The sequence below is a fragment of the Xylanibacter rarus genome, from assembly GCF_001275135.1.
Taxonomy (GTDB): domain Bacteria; phylum Bacteroidota; class Bacteroidia; order Bacteroidales; family Bacteroidaceae; genus Prevotella; species Prevotella rara.
In genome coordinates, this window is the sequence record NZ_LFQU01000038.1 from 1 (window position 1) to 19520 (window position 19520).

Below are 19520 nucleotides of genomic sequence, written 5' to 3' on the forward strand. Positions count from 1 at the left end.
GATTTAAATAGTGCTGACATTATTGAAAATAATGATATGAATGAAACAAAATTGAGGGCGATTAACAAATCGCCCTCAATTTTGTCTTATTTTGTTTCATCAAAAAGGTTGTCAATTTCTTTTATTTCGTCTTCATCAAACCATTTACTTAGTTTGCTTTTTGCTTTTTCCTTAACATCTTCTGACACGTCTCCCCATACCTTGTTAAGTACGTAAATTAAAACGGCCAAGTCATCACCTAATCCGGCAATTGGTATTGCATCAGGTATCACGTCGAGTGGGCTTATAAGATATCCTAAAGCACCGATAATAATAGCTTTATCCTTAACGGAAACCTTATCGCTTTGCAAAGTGTAATACAATATTAAAGAAGCGTAAACCAATTTTGCTCCCGCACGTTTTGCTATTCTCGAGATTTTTTCAATAAAGTCACCATTCGTGAATTTATTGGAATATGACATGAAATCAGGTAAATTCATTTCTATTTGATTTTAATTTATAATAAAATATACCACGACAAAATTAGTAATAATTTTTATTTTATCCAATATATTTGGGAATGAATAATATTATTGACATCCTAAAATAACATAAAATAACACAAATGAATTTGAGGTTTAAAGATACAATTCGTATTTTGAAAACATGTGATAAGGTTGATACAGGTATTATTGGATGTATGGCTTTTATGTATAAGGTTCTAATGAAAATGTCTTGTTGTATTTTCTTGTTGACATCCCAACGCTTATAAATCCTTTAAAAGTATATTACGCTGATTCTCAAGATATGTGGAACGTGCCATTAGAATCTTTTTCCATCTTTCTGATTTAAATTTGTGAAAATCTAATTCAAGTTTCCATTTGCCGTATGATTCCAAACGGTCTATTAATAGACCTACGCTCAGTCGTGACGTAGATTCCGCTGGTTGATAGAAGTTGTAATCACCTTTATCGTCTGTTGATATTTCTGTCAGGATATTTATTTTGACAAGTTCATATAATAAATCATTTGTAATTCGAATGGGTATACCTGTAATTAATTTAAGATCTAATGCTGTATATGGTTTTCTGCCTTCTTCGAATCTTTTACATATACAGCTGGCAAGGATTACACACATCATCAGTTTGTAACGATGGCTTATATCTTCAGTTTGTGCCTTAAAGGCAAATTCTTCTAAGTTTTGATTAGTATAGCATAGTTCGGCTCCAAATAAACATATTATCCATGATATCTGAACCCACAGCATAAAAAGAGGTAATGCTGCAAATGAACCGTAAATTGCATTATAGCTGCTTACCCATATCTGAGAGTGTATGTAAAATAGTTGAAGACCTTGCATTGCTGACCCCGCTAATATTCCTGGCATAATCGCACATTTTAATTTTACTTTAGTATTTGGCATAAATACATAAAGTGCAATGAATACGGCAATCATGAGAATGTATGGCATCACATCGATGATAAGGCGAATCATTGGCGCCAGCAACGCATAATTTTCCATCTGGTCTGCAATTGTTGCCACGAATATGGAAATACCTGATGTGACAACTATTATTATTGGTACAAGAAGAAACATTGCCATATAGTCCGTTATTGTACGGAATAAACTTCTTGGCTTTTTTACTTGCCAAATTCTATTGAAATTCTGTTCTATATTATAGATAAGCATTATAACGGTCCATAACATAAAAAGAAGTCCAATTCCGAGAAATATACCGCTTTTTGTATGAACAAGATATGAATTTACAAATCCGATAATAACTTCTGCTGCTTGTGGCTGGCTTGATAAAACGTCTCTAAACCAAGACTCAATATATTTATTATAACCAAAGCCTCTGGCGATTGCAAAAACAACTGCCAATATGGGTACTATTGCCAGCAATGTTGAATATGTAAGTGCAGAAGCCGAATCTGTCATTCGTTTAGTTGTTGCACTTTCTATTGCCAGGAATAATTTTTTAATTATTTCGTAGCAGAAGTATTTTAGAGGTGAGACGTCTTGACGTTTTACACGCCAAATAGTAACAGTAAAAAAAGATAAAATGTTATTTATCAATTTTTTCATAATATTATTTTGTGGTTAGATAAAAGAAACAGTGTCCCTATAAGCCGGGTTTTGTCCTTTAAAATGCGTATAGCATATTAAAGTGCCTGTCATTTATCTAGATTATGAGTTACCCCATAATTCGAGCATTCTACCCTCCATCGTGATATTTCGGACGGATAACCCTCAGACGATGGTTTACATGAACTTGCAGCCTCCAGATAGCACAGCCTGTCAATCACTTGCCAGCTGGTGGTCTCTTACACCACCTTCTCACCCTTGCCTTTACGGCGGTTGTTTTCTTCTGCATCTCCTGCTGTCGCCAACAGCTCCTATTTTCAGAAGTGGAGCATCCTATGCTGCCCGGACTTTCCTCTTATAAGATTGAACTTACAAGCGACAGAGCCGGAACACTGTATTCGACTGCAAAGATACATAAAAATCATGTAATTTGAAATATAAAATCATAATTTTACATTTTATTGTAATGTATTGTCATGAATTATAAGCCAATTGTACATTTAAACGAATGTAAAATTATGTGCACTTCTCACTAAGAGCCGTTAATAGTATTATTTTTAGTGTTAAAAGAGGACAAATATATAAGAGAAAACGTGGTATTAACAAATTTTGCGTCTAAATTTGCATGAAAAGAAATTGATATTTTAAGTTTAAATAAAAAATAAATGAGATGAAAAAATTATCAAATTATTTCGCTTATGCTATTTGCTTAATAGCAATGTCATTCTCAACAGGAGCTTTTACAAATGCTTATGCAAATAATTTGCCCGGTCAACCTGTAGACCTGACATATGCAGCAGAAAAAGCTCTACCTGCTGTCGTTCATATTAAATATCTACAAAACAGCAAAATTCAGACTGTTGATGTGCAGGACGATCCTTTCGGAGATTTCTTTGATCCTTTTGGCTTTTTTGGTAATCCAGGAAACAGGGGCTCTCAGAAAAGAAAGATTCAGACACCAAAGCGTGAAGGTGCGGGTTCGGGTGTTATAATTTCTTCAGATGGATATATCGTAACAAACAATCATGTTGTAGATGGAGCCGACGAATTAACTGTTACGTTAGATGATAATAGAGAGTTTTCGGCACGAATTATCGGTACGGATAAAAAGACCGACTTGGCCTTAATAAAGATTGACGGAAAAAATCTTCCTACTTTGCCTATTGGAGATAGTGATAAGTTGAAAGTAGGTGAATGGGTGCTGGCTGTCGGTAATCCTTTTAATTTAAGTTCTACTGTAACAGCTGGTATTATAAGTGCTAAAGCCAGGTCTTTAGGAGCAAACGACATAGAGTCGTTTATACAGACAGACGCTGCAATTAATGCCGGAAATTCAGGCGGTGCATTGGTTAATGTAAAGGGTGAACTTATAGGTATAAACGCCATGCTTTATTCGCAAACAGGAAGTTATAGTGGATATGGATTTGCAATACCGACAACTATAATGAATAAAATTGTTGCAGACTTAAAGACTTATGGAACCGTGCAACGTGCCGTTCTGGGAATAGAAGGGGCTGATGTCAACAAGTATGTTGATCAGCAGAAAGAAAATGGTAAAGAAATAGACTTAGGTACAATGGAAGGTATCTATGTATCTAAAGTTTCTGAAGATGGTGCAGGATTTGAGGCTGGAATAGAAGAGGGCGATGTTATTACTGCTGTTGACGGTAAAAAGATTAAGAAGATGGCTGAGCTGCAGGAGTATCTTGCAAATAAGCGTCCGGGTGAAAAGGTGACAATTACTTTCCTGCACAATAAGCGTCAAAAGACTGCAGCAGTGACACTTAAGAATGAGCAAGGAAACACTAAGGTTATCAAGAATGCTGATCTTGATGTTCTTGGCGGTAACTTCCGTGAAATAAATGAGTCAGAAAAGAAACAGCTCAATATTAGCTATGGTTTGATGGTTATGAAGGTGAACGATGGCGCATTTAAAGAAGCAGGCATCAATAAAGGCTTTATAATTCAAAAGGTGAATGATGTTACGATGAAGACAATCGACGATCTTCAGAAGGCAGTAAAAGAAGCATCTGTAAGTAAGGATCCTGTTCTTTATATCCAGGGTGTTTATCCTACAGGAAAGAAGTCGTATTTTGCTGTTCCGATATCAAAATAGTTGATGTAGATTAAATTAAGTAGAAGTTATTTTGGGACAATTTTATTGTTGATAAAATTACCAATTATAACTTCTACTTATTTTTATGTGAAAATATTTTGTATATTTCACAATATTTTCTTTGCATTTAATAAGAAAGTTATTAAATTTGCAAATACTTAAATTTATATGCTACATGAGACAACTAAAAATCACAAAATCGATAACCAATAGAGAGAGTGACTCTCTGGACAAATATCTTCAGGAGATAGGACACGAAGAATTAATAAGTGTAGAAGAAGAAGTAGAGTTGGCTCAGCGTATAAAAAAAGGTGACCGAAAGGCTTTGGAAAAATTGACAAAAGCAAATTTGCGTTTTGTCGTTTCGGTAGCGAAGCAATATCAGAATCAAGGATTGAGTTTGCCGGATCTGATTAATGAAGGAAATGTCGGATTGATTAAGGCTGCTGAGAAATTTGATGAAACGAGAGGCTTTAAGTTTATTTCATATGCTGTATGGTGGATACGCCAAAGTATTCTTCAAGCGATAGCGGAGCAAAGCAGAATTGTGCGGCTTCCACTAAATCAGGTGGGGTCTGTAAATAAAATTAATCGGGCATTAAATAAGTTTGAACAAGAGAATGAACGTAGGCCCAGTATTGATGAAATTGCAGACAAGGTAGACATTCCACATGATAAAATTGAAGAAGCAATGAAGGTTAACAGCAGGCATGTGTCTGTTGATGCTCCATTCGCTGAAGGTGAAGATAATAGTTTGTTGGATGTTTTGCCGAATAATGATTCACCAATGGCAGATAAGACTCTTGTGTTGGAGTCGTTACGTGAGGAAATAAATCGTGCATTGCAGACTATTAATGAGCGTGAACGCAATATTATAGAGGCCTTTTTTGGCATAAATCAGCCAGAGATGACATTAGAGGAGATAGGGGACAAGTATGGCCTGACGCGTGAGCGAGTTAGGCAGATTAAAGAAAAAGCAATAAGACGATTGCGTCACAATACTAAAAATAAATTACTAAAATCATATTTAGGACAATGAGAAGTTTGAAATATTTTATTTGTATTATTTTTTCTATTATAGCTTTAAGTATAACTGTTTCTGCAAAAAATAAATGTGTGCCCAAGGCATATGTTTTTGGAGTTGCAGCATCTTTTAATGATTCAATAGTATATTTCACCGATATTCAGGAACTGGATAGTGCATGGATAGATGATAAAAGTGATTTCTTGTTAAATAGAAGCGATTACTCTTATCAGTTGAAGAATTATTTTGAACAGAAAAATATACCTCATCGTACATGTATTGTCAGCTATGCATTGAAGCGTAAAGATATTGATAAGAAGTATCAAAAAATAAAGAATAAATATGTAAAGAATGGAAATATTAATATAAAGTATATTTCTAGTGATGATTTTCATTTTACTAATGTAAAACCTGAATAAATAAAAACATATAATATCGTATTGTTGATGGACAATGTAAGAACTGAAAATATAGACTTAAATGTTGCATCACATGCATATTATTTTAATATCGCAGATTTTATTGTAAAAATCCTTTTTGAGGATATCAGTAAGAATAATATTGATTTGTTACCATCTTTGAATGATTTCAGCATATCGAATAATTCAGATGGTAATTTTTTGTTCTGTCTGTATGTCGTTTCTGTATTACCTGAAATCGGTATATGCAAGAACCATATAGGCTCATTTGATACAGGAAATGGTTGTGTCATAGTAGATCAATTAGAAAGTGGAGAATATCTGTTTTCTGTTAATGATATATGTAATAATGTATGCTGTGAATTGCTTACAGATAAAACTTTTACTGAATGTCATTGCGTCTTAAAAGGAGATGCAAGTATGCGACGTTTTGGCCTTAATAATGCTTTAATGATGATTTATGCATTTGCCGGCAGTTCAAAAGGAGCGTTGCTAATACATGCATCTGCAATAAAATATGGTGATGACGGAATTGCCTTTATAGCAAAGAGTGGAACAGGTAAAAGTACGCATACCGGTTTGTGGATTAAACACATATTTAATTCTGAATTATTAAATGATGATAATCCGATTATCCGTATAATTAATGATGTGCCATATTTGTATGGTAGCCCTTGGAGTGGAAAGACACCATGTTATCGAAATGTTAAAACAAAGCTAAGAGCTTTAGTTCGGATTGAGCGAGGGGACTGCAACCATATTAAGAAATTAAGACCAACAGAGGCTTTTGCGTCGATATTGCCTTGCTGTTCCACAATGAAATGGGATACATTGGTATATGATTCAATTTGTAGTAATATAATACAAATTATAAGTAAAATAGATATTTATACGTTATATTGTCTTCCTGATAGAAATGCAGCACTTTTATGTCACGAAAAGATCTTGAACAAAAAGATATAGAAATCCAGAATAAATATCTCATCCCAGAAATTATAAGACTGTTGGATGAGGGACGTACTGTTACAATAAGATTAAAAGGTTTCAGTATGAGGCCTTTTTTAGAGGATAAAAGAGATAAAGCGTTATTAAAAAAGTCTGATAGCATTAAAATAGATGATGTTGTGTTGGCAGAAATTAATAAAGGACAATATGTATTGCATCGGGTAATTAAAATGGATGAAAATTTTATCCTATTGAGAGGTGATGGAAACATACAGACCGAATTATGTCGAATTAATGATATTAAAGGCTGTGCTGTAGGCTTTTACAGAAAAGGACGTGGCGCTCTGGAGCGGACAGATGGTATAAAATGGCAATTGTATTCATTTATGTGGAACAAATTATTTCCAATTAGAAGATACTTGCTATATGGTTATAGAAAATTATGGTTAAGAATTTTTCCGGTAAAATTATAGTTTAATATGAAAGCAAAAAAGGGTTTTAAACTACGCAATGTATGTGGTGAACATGTGATTGTTGCAGAAGGAATTGATAATGTAGATTTCACAAATATAATAAGTATGAATGAATCTTCTGCATATTTGTGGAATGAGATATCCTCATTGAATTTTTTCGACGAGAATACGTTGACAGATCTTTTGACAGAAAAATATCAAGTGACAACTGAAATAGCATTTGCTGATTCAAAAAAGATAATGTCAGAATGGATGAAGGCTGGTATTGTTGAAGAATAAAGTTATCTGATAGGATAAAATATTTTAAAAGAAGGATTTCATTCAACCTATAGATTTGACTCTAACTTAGAAATCAGCATGGATAATTAAAAATAATCCTGCTGATTTTTTTATAATGATAACTCTATTTATAGTTTAGAAAGATGTTGCCCGATTTTCATTCAATGATGAAATTTATTTGAAAAAAGAAATTATAGATGTTATCTAGAAATTTTATTCATTTAATTTTTTAATGATACCTTTAAAATTGTAATATTTTAGAGGCTAAATGTTATATATATCTGCTTTTGCTTCGTATTATAGCTTGTTTTTATAAAACTTGCCAATTAGGTTTTATATTATAAGTAATTGATTTCTTGGTAAAAACTCTGTTGTTTTTACGATATAAATGACTTGTTTTTTATTCAAAAATCATAGACTTTTATCCATTATACAATAAAGTTCTCATCAGACTTTTTATTAATTGATAATTAATTAAGATTTTATCGTTGCAGGAAAATAATTTGTGGGTGTGATTAAGTATGGCTTGTTAATATAGGGGAGGCTCTATAATAATTATATATAATCCTAGATTTCTTAATATAAAAAGGCTGTCCCAATTTAAAGGGACAGCCTTATGATCTGATATTCAGGTGATTTATAAACGTTCAAAATCACCTAAATATTATTATTTAGCTTATTAAGCCTCTTCACCATTACTCCAGTCTTCCTTAGATTTACGGATGTAGCTGTTATAACGGAGTTTAGCCATACGCTCTGCTTCAGCGAACAGTTCTTCAGCCTCATTTGGATATGCTTTCTTTACAGAGAGGTAACGAACCTCACCGAGCAGGAAGTCGTGGAATTTGCTCCAATCGGGTTCTTTAGAGTCGAGTGAGAATGGATTCTTACCTTCTTCTGCAAGTTCAGGATTGTATCTCCACAAGTGCCAGTAGCCACATTCAACAGCTTTTGCCTCTTCAGCCTGACTCTTGCCCATACCACCTTTAGCCTTAAGACCATGATTGATACAAGGAGCGTAAGCAATGATGAGTGACGGACCAGGATAAGCTTCAGCCTCACGGATTGCCTTCAAGCACTGAGCCTGATCTGCGCCCATTGCAATCTGTGCAACGTAAACATAGCCATATGTTGTTGCCATAAGACCGAGATCCTTCTTGCGGATTCTCTTACCCTGGGCAGCAAACTGGGCGATAGCACCAAGAGGAGTTGACTTAGAAGACTGACCACCAGTGTTAGAGTAAACCTCTGTGTCAAGGACGAGGATGTTGACATCTTCACCACTTGCGATAACATGATCAAGACCGCCGTAGCCAATATCGTAAGATGCACCATCACCACCGATAATCCACTGGCTGCGCTTAACGAGATAGTGATCAAGAGTCTTAAGTTCCTTGCAGATTTCACATCCAGATTCTGCGCCAGCTGCAATCATTGGTTTCAGCTTAGCAGCTGCAGCTTTAGATGCTTCAGCATCATCCTGAGCACCAATCCACTCCTGAGCTGCTGCCTTGAATTCAGCAGGAGTATCCTCTTTTGAAATAGCTTCGTTCAGAAGAACTGTTACACGCTCTTTCATCTTCTTGTTACCAAGTACCATACCCATACCGAACTCGCAGAAGTCCTCGAACAGAGAGTTGTCGAATGCAGGACCCTGTCCCTTTTCATTCTTGCAATAAGGAGTAGAAGGTATAGATGCAGAGTAGATAGAAGAACAACCTGTTGCGTTAGCAATCATTTCACGGTCACCGAAGAGCTGAGAAATCAGTTTAACGTAAGGTGTCTCACCGCAACCAGAGCAAGCTCCAGAGAACTCAAACAGAGGTTTAGCAAACTGAGAGTTCTTAACGTTTGACTTGATGTCTACAAGATCCTGTTTGCTTGAAACTTTGTTAACCAGATAATCCCAACGAGCAGCCTCAACATCATTTCCTGCGAATGGAACCATTGTAAGAGCCTTACCCTTCTTCGGATTTCCAGGACAAACATCAGCACAGTTACCACATCCAAGACAATCCATAACACTTGCCTTTATAACGAAGTGCATACCCTTCATTGCTGCAGGAGCCTTCATCTCGAGAGTTGTGTCGTCAAAGCCCTTAAGCTCTTCGTCTGTCAGAACAAACGGACGGATTGCAGCGTGAGGACAAACATATGCACACTTGTTACACTGGATACAGTTTTCAGAATTCCATACAGGAACGAAGGCTTCAACACCGCGCTTTTCATAAGCTGATGTGCCATTCTGCCATGTACCGTCAACAGTGTCATGGTTGATGAAGTCTGAAACTTTCAGCAAGTCTCCAGCCTGAGCGTTGATAGGACGAACAAGTTCTTTTACGAATGCAGGAGCATCGTCTTCTACTATAGCATCGTCTTCAAGATTTGCCCATGCTGCATCAACTGTAAGCTGTTTGTATTCGCCACCGCGATCAACTGCAGCATAGTTCTTGTCAACAACATCCTGTCCCTTCTTTCCGTAAGACTTAACGATGAATTTCTTCATCTGTTCAACGGCCAAGTCAACAGGAATAACACCTGTTATACGGAAGAATGCACTCTGAAGAATAGTGTTTGTACGGTTGCCCAAGCCAATTTCTTGTGCAATCTTAGTTGCATTAATATAGTAAACTGTAATATTGTTCTGAGCGAAATAGCGTTTAACCTTATTAGGTATAAAGTTTACAAGCTCTTCGCCATCGAATATTGTGTTCAGCAAGAATGTACCGTTCTTCTGCAAACCACGTGTAACATCGTACATATGTAAGTAAGCCTGAACGTGGCATGCTACGAAGTTAGGTGTATTTACGAGATATGTGCTACGGATTGGTGAATCACCGAAACGCAGGTGTGAACATGTGAAACCTCCTGATTTCTTTGAGTCATAAGAGAAGTATGCCTGACAGTGTTTGTTGGTATTATCACCAATAATCTTAACTGAGTTCTTGTTTGCACCAACAGTACCGTCTGCACCCAAACCAAAGAATTTAGCTTCGAACATTCCTTCGCCGCCAAGAGCCATTTCTTCAACCTGAGGAAGTGATGTGAATGTAACATCGTCAACAATACCTACTGTAAAATGATTCTTAGGTTCGTTAAGTTTCAGATTGTTGAATACTGATATGATTGTAGCAGGAGTTGTATCGTTAGAACCTAGTCCATAACGTCCGCCAACGATGAGAGGTCTGTCTTCAACATCATAGTAAGCGCTCTTAACATCAAGATACAGAGGTTCGCCTTCAGCTCCTGGTTCTTTTGTTCTGTCAAGAACTGCAATACGTTTAACCGTCTTAGGTACAGAAGCGAGCAGGTGTTTAACAGAGAATGGACGATAGAGATGAACAGAAATCATACCAACTTTCTCGCCATTTGCATTGAGGTGGTCGATTGCTTCGCGTGCTGCCTCTGTTGCAGAACCCATAAGGATTATGATTCTGTCAGCATCGTCTGCACCATAATATGAGAAGAGGTGGTATTCACGACCTGTAATCTTGCTGATTTCACCGAGGTAATGCTCAACAACTTCAGGTACTTTGTCATAATAGCTGTTGCAAGATTCACGGTGTGTGAAGAATGTTTCAGGATTCTCTGCTGTACCACGTGTTACAGGACGCTCAGGTGTAAGCGCACGGTCGCGGAAACGTTTAACGTCTTCCATGTCAAGCAGCGGAGCGATATCTTCCTGCTCAAGAAGTTCTATCTTGTGATACTCGTGAGATGTGCGGAAACCATCGAAGAAGTTAAGGAATGGTACGCATGTTTTAAGTGATGCCAGGTGAGCTACGGCTGTAAGGTCCATAACTTCCTGTACAGATCCCTCGCAGAACATTGCGAAACCAGTCTGGCGACAAGCCATAACGTCTTGATGATCACCAAAGATACACAATGAATTTGATGCCAATGAACGTGCAGATACGTCAAAAACGCATGGCAGAAGTTCTCCGGCAATTTTGTACATGTTAGGAATCATGAGCAGCAAGCCCTGAGACGCTGTGAATGTTGTTGTGAGGGCGCCTGCCTGAAGTGAACCATGAACGGCTCCGGCAGCTCCACCTTCAGACTGCATTTCCTGTACAGAAACAGTCTGTCCGAAAAGGTTTTTACGGCCTTTTGCAGCCCATTCGTCAACGTGTTCTGCCATCGGTGAAGATGGTGTGATAGGATAAATTGCTGCAACTTCGCTAAACATATAGCTTATGTGAGCAGCAGCTTCGTTACCATCACAAGTGATAAACTTTTTTCTTTAGCCATTTTTAATAAAATATTAAATGTTAGTGTATCTATATACCTTCTTAATTATATAATAAAATATTTCTTCTTTTAATATAGAAATCCTAATAGCCATAATGGTATCTGATTTCCTTTGCCGATTTCTGTGTTGTAGCGGGCATAAATAGTGTCTGGATTCATTCTGATTTTTGCATTTCCTGTAGCGTCACAGATTCTGAACTCCTTATTTTCGTCTACTGTGTAACAGTTATCTTTATTGCTCTGATTTATCTTGTGATCTTTCCACATAGAGTTAACAAAGAATGTTTCCATAACATCTTGTTCCTCTACTCTAATAGGATATATTGCGTAAATAAGGTTCGGGTTATGCATCATTATCTTTCCTGGCTTTTTGGGAAATTCCTGACCGACAGGATATATTATGTTAATCAGCCGTGCTTCTGCCAGGTACTTTATGTAGTTCATAACCGTAGCTCTGCTTGTCTCTATATCAATTGCCAGTTGGCTTATGTTTGGTGCCTTGGGACCGTCAACTGCAAGCTGATAAAATAGTTTTTTTATCTTTGTGAGATATTTGAGCTCAATCTGCTTAATCAGTAGTATATCAACTTCTGTCATCATATTCATTGTCTTGAGCAAATTCTCGGAGAAATTTCTGTGCTCAAGAAAAAATGGATAGAATCCATGGTGAAGATACTCCTTTAAATATTTTCCAGGTGAAACTTCAGGTAAGATGTGGCGAGTTATATGTTCATGGTCGCGTAATACTTCATCTAATGTATACGGCCTAAAGTTTGTTCCAGCAACAAGATTTATATATTCTCTTAAAGAAAAGCCCCTAAGGTTGTAGCTTTTTACAATACCATTAAGCTCAGGATTTTCTTCTTTTAGGTGCATAACGCTGCTACCTGTAAATATAATTTTTAGTTGTGGATACTTTTCGTAGCAGAGACGTAGCTCTTTACTCCAATTTGGTTCTTTGAAGATTTGGTCAATTAGCAGTACGTTTCCACCATTTTTGTAAAACTCACCGGCAAAGTCTGCAATGCCTCTTCCTTGAAAATAGAAGTTGTTCATGTTGACATAAAGACATTTACGGTCATTAGGTGCGAAGTTTTCTTTTGCATATTGTAAAAGAAAAGTAGTTTTGCCAACACCTCTTGTACCTTTTATGCCAATCATCCTCTCGTCCCAGTTTATCTCGTCCATCAGCATGCGGCGAACGGGGGCGTTTGTGTGTTCTACCAAATAAGTATGGGTACGAAAGAAAGCTTCCATTCTTTTTTAATTTGTTTTCTTTTGCAAAGATAATATTTTATTCTATAATTGCAAACCATACATTGCAAAAACTCATTTTTTTTATTATTTTTGCACCAAAATCAATAATTGTTTTTTGTGAAGTTACATATTTTTAATCCAGAGCATGACATTGCTTTAGCATATGGGACAGAAAGCATAACCCTGCCGCACGCAATTCAGGAGTTCAAAATGAACTTGGGATATATTCCTGCACTATGGGCAAATGATGGTGATTGCGTTCTTGTTGATGATGTTCCTTATGCACTTAAAGCTTTAGCAAAGACCCACAGGTGTCATGCAGATGTCGTTTTTGTTACTATTGATGATTTGAAAGCCGCGGATTTTTCATCTATAGACCCATGGGGATGGGACTTAAGCCTACGTTCAATGCTTTCTAAGTCAGGGATAATAATTAACGGAAAAGATTTGTGTGATGTCGTTGATGATCGCATTCTGACTGATGTAAAACATTTTTCAAATCGCAGTCATACATCCGCTTTATTAAAATTGATTAGAGCTGGTATAGAGGATATGACGTGTGGTGAAAGTTTTTATGTTACTCATCCTGAAGATATTTTTAACTTGGTTGAAAAATATGGACAAGTCGTTGTTAAAGCACCGTGGAGTAGTAGTGGACGTGGCGTTAAATATCTTTCAGAAAAGGAAGTCTGCCCTTCTAAATTAGGATGGATTAAAAACATTATAAATCGTCAAGGAGGACTTTGTGTTGAGCCGTATTATAATAAGGTGAAAGATTTTGCCATGGAGTTTTATTCTCATGGTGATGGGCATATTAGTTATTGTGGCTTATCTTTGTTTAATACAGATGGTGTGTCATATACGGGTAATATCATAGCATCGGAATCATATAAAACGGAATTACTCTCAAAATATGTGTCGGAGGAAATGCTGACACGTATCAGAGAAAATATTATAAAAGTTTTTTCATCGTATCTTTCAGGTTCATATCAAGGGCCGTTTGGTGTTGACATGATGATTGTTTCTGGTGGTGTCAACGGCTTTTTGTTGAATCCTTGTATTGAGATTAATTTGCGTCGTACAATGGGGCATGTGGCAAACTCAGTAAGAAAAACTAATGACACATCTGTAGAATTTATGCATATTGTGCACGATGTAAATTATTTATTGCGTTTTGATTCAATAGGAAAAAGTTTTGTGAAAGTCATATAGGATATCGTTTAATTATTAATATAAAATTAATTTACTTGAACACATGAAAAAAACATTCTTTTTGTCATTGCTTTTTGTTCCATTAGCTTCATATGGACAATACCGTTCTGAGGTTTGGTGTCCTGATAATGGCGACGGCACTTATACAAACCCTGTTATCAATGCGGATTATAGCGATCCTGATGTATGCGTCGTAGGTGAAGATTATTATCTTACTGCAAGTTCTTTCAACTGTACTCCAGGTTTGCCAATACTTCACTCAAAGGATTTGGTTAATTGGGAAATAATAGGACATGCTTTGAAGGATATTGAGCCGGCAAGCGTTTACAATATGCCTTCTCACGGTAATGGCGTATGGGCTCCAAGTATCAGGTATCATAATGGAGAATTTTATATTTACTGGGGTGATCCTGATTATGGCGTGTTCATGGTAAAGACAAAGAATCCTGCTGGAGAGTGGGAGAAGCCAGTTTGCGTTATTCCGGGACCTGGCAATATTGACAGTACACCACTATGGGATGAGGACGGACGATGCTATCTTGTAAGTGCTTATGCAAATAGTAGATCACGTTTCGCATCTGTAATAGTAGTGCGTGAATTATCTGCTGATGGAACAAAGGCTATCGGTGATCCTGTTATTGTTTTTGATGGTAATGGAACGGAGAACCGAACTTGTGAAGGTCCAAAGTTTTATAAGAGGGATGGATGGTATTGGATTATGTGCCCAGCAGGTGGAGTACCTACAGGATTCCAGCTTGCTATGAGATCTAAGAATCCATTTGGTCCTTATGAGTGCAAAAAAGTATTAGCCCAAGGAAAGAGTGATGTCAATGGCCCTCATCAAGGAGCGTGGGTTCATACTGCATTTGGTGAAGATTGGTTTTTGCATTTTCAAGATAAGGGCTGTTATGGACGTGTAGTGCATTTACAGCCGGTTGAATGGAGAGATAATTGGCCTGTTATGGGAATAGATAAAGATGGTGATTATTGCGGTGATCCTGTTAAAACTTACCGTAAGCCAAAAACATCTAAAGCTTGGCCTATTCAAAATCCTGTTGAAAGCGATGAGTTTAATCAGCCTCTCTTGGGTAAACAATGGCAGTGGCATGCAAATTATAATCAGTTCTTTGGTATGCCTACTTCATTTGGTACTTTTAGAGTCTACAATCATAAGTTAAGTGAGAATTTCGTGAACTTATGGGAAGTGCCGAATTTGCTGCTTCAGAAAACTCCTGCTGATAAATTTACAGCAACAGCTAAAGTACGTGTAACTGCTAAAGATCAGAACCAGTTTGGAGGTCTGATTATGATGGGACTCGATTATTCTGCTATTGTTGTAAAAAGAGTTGGGGATGAATTTGAACTTCATCAGATTACCTGCTTAAAAGCTGATAAAGGAAAGCCGGAAAAAGTTAATGTCATTGCCAAGCTTAAGCCTACTGAAATTGATAAGATTGATTACCAACCAGCCATTCACGAAGATATTTATCTCCGTTTGATGGTTAATGATGGCATCTGTAATTTTGCATATAGTTTAGACGGAAAAAAATATAAGAAAGTAGGCGAAAGTTTCAAGATGCGTGAAGGCAAATGGATTGGAGCTAAAATTGGTTTTGTAGCAGCAGAACCTGCTGGTAAGGCTAATAGAGGATGGTTAGAGGCTGATTGGTTCCATGTTACAAAATAATAATCTTGTTACTATAAGATTTACCATATAAAGACTCCCCGGATTTAAACATTTAAATCCGGGGAGTCTTTATATGATAGCTATGCTTTTATTTATTCGAAATGCCTGCGGTCTTTTCTATAAAATATAATGGTCTTCTTTTTGTCTCAATGTAGATTTTTCCAACATATTCACCAATGACCCCGCATGCGATAAGTATACATCCGCCAATGAACCATACAGATATAAGAAGAGATGTCCAACCTTGAATTGCATCTCTGTCGAAATATGATATCAGTGCATATATAATTACGGCTATAGAAATCAATATGAATACAACACCAAGGTAAGTAATATAGTGTAAAGGTTTTATTGAGAAGGATGTTATTCCGTCTAGGGCAAAGCTGATCATTTTCTTTAATGGATATTTAGATACACCAGCCATTCTTTCTTTTCTGTCATAATAGACTGTATCTGACGGATATCCTAATGAAGCGACCATACCACGTAAAAATAGATTACGCTCGGGATAATCCATTAATGATTTAAGGGCCCTACGGCTCATCAGTCTGAAGTCTGCATGGTTATAGATTATTTTACCGCCTAACTTATTCATGAGCTTGTAAAATAAAAGTGCTGTATTGCGTTTGAAAAACGTGTCCGTCTTGCGTTCACGCCTTACTCCGTAAACGATGTCTTTACCATCATTAAAACATTTGACCATTTCATATATTGCATTGACGTCATCTTGCAGGTCTGCATCAATTGATATTGCTGCATCCGCATTTTCAGAAGCCCATTCAAGTCCTGCAGTAAGGGCGAATTGGTGTCCTGAATTTCGAGATAGTTTTAAACCGCATACTTTGTTGCTTTCTGAGGCATATTTTTCTATCAGTTTCCATGTGTTGTCTTTGCTTCCATCATCAATATACAAGATTCTGCCGGTGCTGATGCTTCTGTCATGCACCATTTTATCTATTACTGCAGTTAATTGTTTAGTGGTTTCCGGCAGCATTTCCTCTTCATTATAGCATGGTACAACTATTAAAAGGTTCATTGTTCAGGTTTATTTTTATTGTTATATTGATTTGTAATTCTGTTTATTTGTTCCGTTGTTGTAGAATTTATAAAAGTGCAACCATTTTTTATCATCACAGCTGCGATGTTTAAAATCACGAATTTCTTCTACTCTATAATTGGGGTATGTTTTTTTGAAAGTTTCAATGTCATCATTTCCTGCAATAAGGTAGCCATATGAAGGGTTGAAACAGTCAAACGGCACAACACGGTCGCCAAGATAAAAGTTTATTGTGAACGGGTGCATACGGTCTCCAACAACAATGTCTGTTCTATATGAATATATTCTGCCACTTGGTACAATCGTTTTTTATTTGCATGGCAACATTGTAGTCTGACTTAGAACTAAGTATTACAGGTTGATAGAATCCGTCTAGAGAAATGAAGATTCCCCAAACAATTCCTAATGTGGATAACACCAATTTGTAAGGGCTCTGATTCTTAATACGCCAAAATATAATAGAAGCTATGATAGGGATTGCCAATATTATTATAGACATAAAATTCAATTCTGTAGTGGCCAAGTCTCTCATCATATTTATGTTTTCTACTGCATGTTTGCCTGAAAAAAATGCTTTCAGGTATAATGTTGATTCTTACAGCAAAAAAACAAATCACTAGCAGAATTGATATTCCTGCCATGATATTTCCAAAAACCTTTAAGACAATTTTATGTTTATGGGATAGGTATATTATATATTCTGCTAAGAAAAAGGCAATGAACGGATATATCGGTAAAAGGTAAACGCTACGTTTGCTTTTTGGAATGCAATAGAATACGAAAATAATAACTATGCTCAATAGTGAAAATAAATGTGCTGAATCCATTTTTGTAATTCGATTGCGAAGTTTTTTCCACCATTGGTTTATTCCAAAATCAAACGACTTATATTTAATAGCAAAAAGCGATATAATTACAAGAAGAGTGTATGGGACATATCCGGCAATTACTGTTATTAAATTATAATATGCAGGTTTCTCATGTGAAGAATATGACATCTTTCCAAGAAAGCGTAGGACATTTTCTTCATAAACTAATTCCAAAAATTTGTCTCCGCCTTGCCTATATGCAGCAATGTACCATAAAGATGGAAGTATACATGCAGATAGACCAATCAATATGAAAGTAAAAATAAGTTTTGCGGGCTTTGTTCCACGTATAAGTAGATATACAAACTCTACAAGGCATGGTAATAATATGCCAATAGGCCCTTTAGTCAGGAAGGCACCACTCATTGCTAATACACCCCATAGCGGAAAACCTTTCATTCCTTTTTCGCCCCATTTGTGCAGCTGATATAGGGCGATAACTATAAGCGAACTCAGCAGCATGTCAACACGGCATGATGTTCCTGCTCTATGTACTTCAAAGCAGGTGAGTGTAATTATGCCGGCAATGAAAGCTGTTGTTGCATCTTTGCGCTTGGCAAAGAATACATATCCAGCAGCAATCATTGCTATTAATGATATGGCTGAAGGCATACGTGCGGTGAACGTAGTAACTTCTCCGTAAATATATGATAATAACGCTATAAACCAGTGTAGCAATGGCGGTTTATATGCAATGTCTATTCCGTTGTTTATTGGTAATATCCAGTTGCCGTATTTTAGCATAGACAATGATACTATTGCCTCACGCGGTTCGCCACGAGTATTAAATAATGACAAACCGATGAATGAGATAAGTGATATCACGCATATCACCATTAGGATTAATAATAATTTTTTTTCCTGTTTATCCATATTTCTGATTTTATGAGCAATACATTAAAATATGCCTCACATATTATCGTGTGAAGCATAATTGCAAGCCCTAACATAATATTGAATTGCAAAATTAAAAATAAAACTTATTTAAAGCGATATTTATTCCTAATTTTTTCTATGCAATATAAAATACCTTTGTCGGCAGTGCTAAAATAATATATAATGTTTATTTCAGCGCTTTTATCTTAATTGGGCTTTATATGAACGAAGATGTTTCCATGTGATGTATCTAATGATAATGCTGTGTATAGCGAAAGCTGTTGTATATCCTATCGCAGCGCCTAGAATACCACCACATATTACATCGCCCAAATAATGCACCCCTAAATATATTCTAGAATAGCAAACGATAAAAGCCCATGTAAACAGATAAATTGTAATTCTTTTGTTTTTAATTATGTAAGATAAAAATGCGGCGGCTCCTAATGTATTGGCTGCATGGCTGGATACAAATCCATATTGACCTCCTTTGTAACCATATACGTAATGTAAAAATTCGCATACGCCAATGGTGTGTGATGGTCTTAAACGGCATACATATGGCTTTATAACAGAAGCTGATATCTGATCACATAATGTTATGACGAGTGTTAATCCCAGAACAATAACAAGGTATCTTCTTAGTTTTGTTTTTTTCTTAGAAAATATAAAGTGATTGCTATTAAAACACAGATTGAACATGTTATTCTTGATGACATGGCATATAGAATGGCATCTACAATTGAGCCTCCATTAAAATTTAAAGCAATTGTTAATTGTTTGTCTATAGCATCCAATATTTCAAAAATAGGATATAAATACCCTGGAATAATACAAAAAACGATTATTATTGCTGAAATTGTAGATATGATAATAGTTCTTTTCATCTGTTTTTTGCACAAAAATAAGTGGAAATTTTGAAGACATTTTGTAGATTTTAGGACAATAGTGTTAAATATAGCATTTTATGTGGTGTTATTGGTACAAATG

General features: G+C 36.2%; 16 protein-coding genes and 1 other RNA gene. 8 read left to right on the forward strand and 9 right to left on the reverse strand.

Annotated features, from left to right (window positions below):
- Nucleotides 1-86 precede the first annotated feature (86 nt).
- From ACU52_RS13145 to rnpB, 3 genes are all read right to left on the reverse strand, one after another.
- Entirely contained in the window at nt 87-479 is a 393-nt protein-coding gene (locus tag ACU52_RS13145) for a YkvA family protein (protein ID WP_021854570.1), read from the reverse strand.
- A gap of 266 nt (nt 480-745) precedes the next feature.
- Nucleotides 746-2065, reverse strand: a complete 1320-nt coding sequence (locus ACU52_RS13150) for a YihY/virulence factor BrkB family protein (protein WP_053399121.1) — start codon at nt 2063-2065, stop codon at nt 746-748.
- Nucleotides 2066-2089: 24 nt separating this feature from the next.
- An RNA gene (rnpB, locus tag ACU52_RS13250) (RNase P RNA component class A) lies at nt 2090-2461 on the reverse strand.
- Nucleotides 2462-2735: 274 nt separating this feature from the next.
- Here rnpB and ACU52_RS13155 point away from each other — a divergent pair.
- The 6 genes from ACU52_RS13155 to ACU52_RS13180 all read left to right on the forward strand — a co-directional run bounded on the left by ACU52_RS13155 (nt 2736) and on the right by ACU52_RS13180 (nt 7321).
- Complete coding sequence (locus ACU52_RS13155) at nt 2736-4181, forward strand: Do family serine endopeptidase (RefSeq protein ID WP_021854568.1); 1446 nt, start codon at nt 2736-2738, stop codon at nt 4179-4181.
- A 175-nt stretch (nt 4182-4356) separates the two neighbouring features.
- A complete protein-coding gene (locus ACU52_RS13160; protein WP_053399122.1) occupies nt 4357-5220 on the forward strand; it encodes a sigma-70 family RNA polymerase sigma factor in 864 nt (287 codons plus the stop codon).
- Entirely contained in the window at nt 5217-5624 is a 408-nt protein-coding gene (locus ACU52_RS13165) for a hypothetical protein (RefSeq protein ID WP_021854566.1), read from the forward strand. The genes ACU52_RS13160 and ACU52_RS13165 overlap by 4 nt, the downstream gene beginning before the upstream one ends.
- Nucleotides 5625-5651: 27 nt before the next feature.
- Entirely contained in the window at nt 5652-6587 is a 936-nt protein-coding gene (locus tag ACU52_RS13170) for a hypothetical protein (RefSeq protein ID WP_053399123.1), read from the forward strand.
- Nucleotides 6554-7042: a S24/S26 family peptidase gene (locus ACU52_RS13175; RefSeq protein WP_053399124.1), complete on the forward strand. Its 489-nt coding sequence runs from the start codon at nt 6554-6556 to the stop codon at nt 7040-7042. The genes ACU52_RS13170 and ACU52_RS13175 overlap by 34 nt, the downstream gene beginning before the upstream one ends.
- Before the next feature lie 6 nt (nt 7043-7048).
- Nucleotides 7049-7321 carry a PqqD family protein gene (locus ACU52_RS13180; RefSeq protein ID WP_053399125.1) on the forward strand — a complete coding sequence of 91 codons (273 nt, stop codon included), beginning with the start codon at nt 7049-7051 and terminating at the stop codon, nt 7319-7321.
- A 679-nt stretch (nt 7322-8000) separates the two neighbouring features.
- Here ACU52_RS13180 and nifJ read toward each other — a convergent pair.
- Together nifJ and ACU52_RS13190 are read right to left on the reverse strand one after the other, a co-directional pair.
- Entirely contained in the window at nt 8001-11552 is a 3552-nt protein-coding gene (nifJ, locus tag ACU52_RS13185; protein ID WP_053399126.1) for a pyruvate:ferredoxin (flavodoxin) oxidoreductase, read from the reverse strand.
- A gap of 89 nt (nt 11553-11641) precedes the next feature.
- Nucleotides 11642-12829 carry an ATP-binding protein gene (locus ACU52_RS13190; protein WP_021854560.1) on the reverse strand — a complete coding sequence of 396 codons (1188 nt, stop codon included), beginning with the start codon at nt 12827-12829 and terminating at the stop codon, nt 11642-11644.
- Nucleotides 12830-12946: 117 nt separating this feature from the next.
- Here ACU52_RS13190 and ACU52_RS13195 point away from each other — a divergent pair, with 117 nt between their 5' ends.
- Both ACU52_RS13195 and ACU52_RS13200 read left to right on the forward strand, forming a co-directional pair.
- On the forward strand, nt 12947-14041 hold the full coding sequence (locus ACU52_RS13195) for an ATP-grasp domain-containing protein (protein WP_147630881.1): 1095 nt from the start codon (nt 12947-12949) through the stop codon (nt 14039-14041).
- Nucleotides 14042-14084: 43 nt separating this feature from the next.
- Nucleotides 14085-15728, forward strand: coding sequence for a glycoside hydrolase family 43 protein (locus tag ACU52_RS13200; protein WP_053399128.1), 1644 nt, complete (start codon nt 14085-14087; stop codon nt 15726-15728).
- A gap of 88 nt (nt 15729-15816) precedes the next feature.
- Here the strand turns inward: ACU52_RS13200 and ACU52_RS13205 are convergent, their stop codons facing one another.
- The 4 genes from ACU52_RS13205 to ACU52_RS15320 form a co-directional block, all read right to left on the reverse strand.
- A complete protein-coding gene (locus tag ACU52_RS13205; protein ID WP_053399129.1) occupies nt 15817-16764 on the reverse strand; it encodes a glycosyltransferase family 2 protein in 948 nt (315 codons plus the stop codon).
- 461 nt (nt 16765-17225) lie between these two features.
- Complete coding sequence (locus tag ACU52_RS13210; protein ID WP_239684930.1) at nt 17226-18527, reverse strand: ArnT family glycosyltransferase; 1302 nt, start codon at nt 18525-18527, stop codon at nt 17226-17228.
- Between the two features lie 204 nt (nt 18528-18731).
- Complete coding sequence (locus ACU52_RS15930; protein WP_082335296.1) at nt 18732-19232, reverse strand: phosphatase PAP2 family protein; 501 nt, start codon at nt 19230-19232, stop codon at nt 18732-18734.
- Nucleotides 19172-19417 carry a hypothetical protein gene (locus ACU52_RS15320; RefSeq protein ID WP_162207783.1) on the reverse strand — a complete coding sequence of 82 codons (246 nt, stop codon included), beginning with the start codon at nt 19415-19417 and terminating at the stop codon, nt 19172-19174. The genes ACU52_RS15930 and ACU52_RS15320 overlap by 61 nt, the downstream gene beginning before the upstream one ends.
- Nucleotides 19418-19520 lie beyond the last annotated feature (103 nt).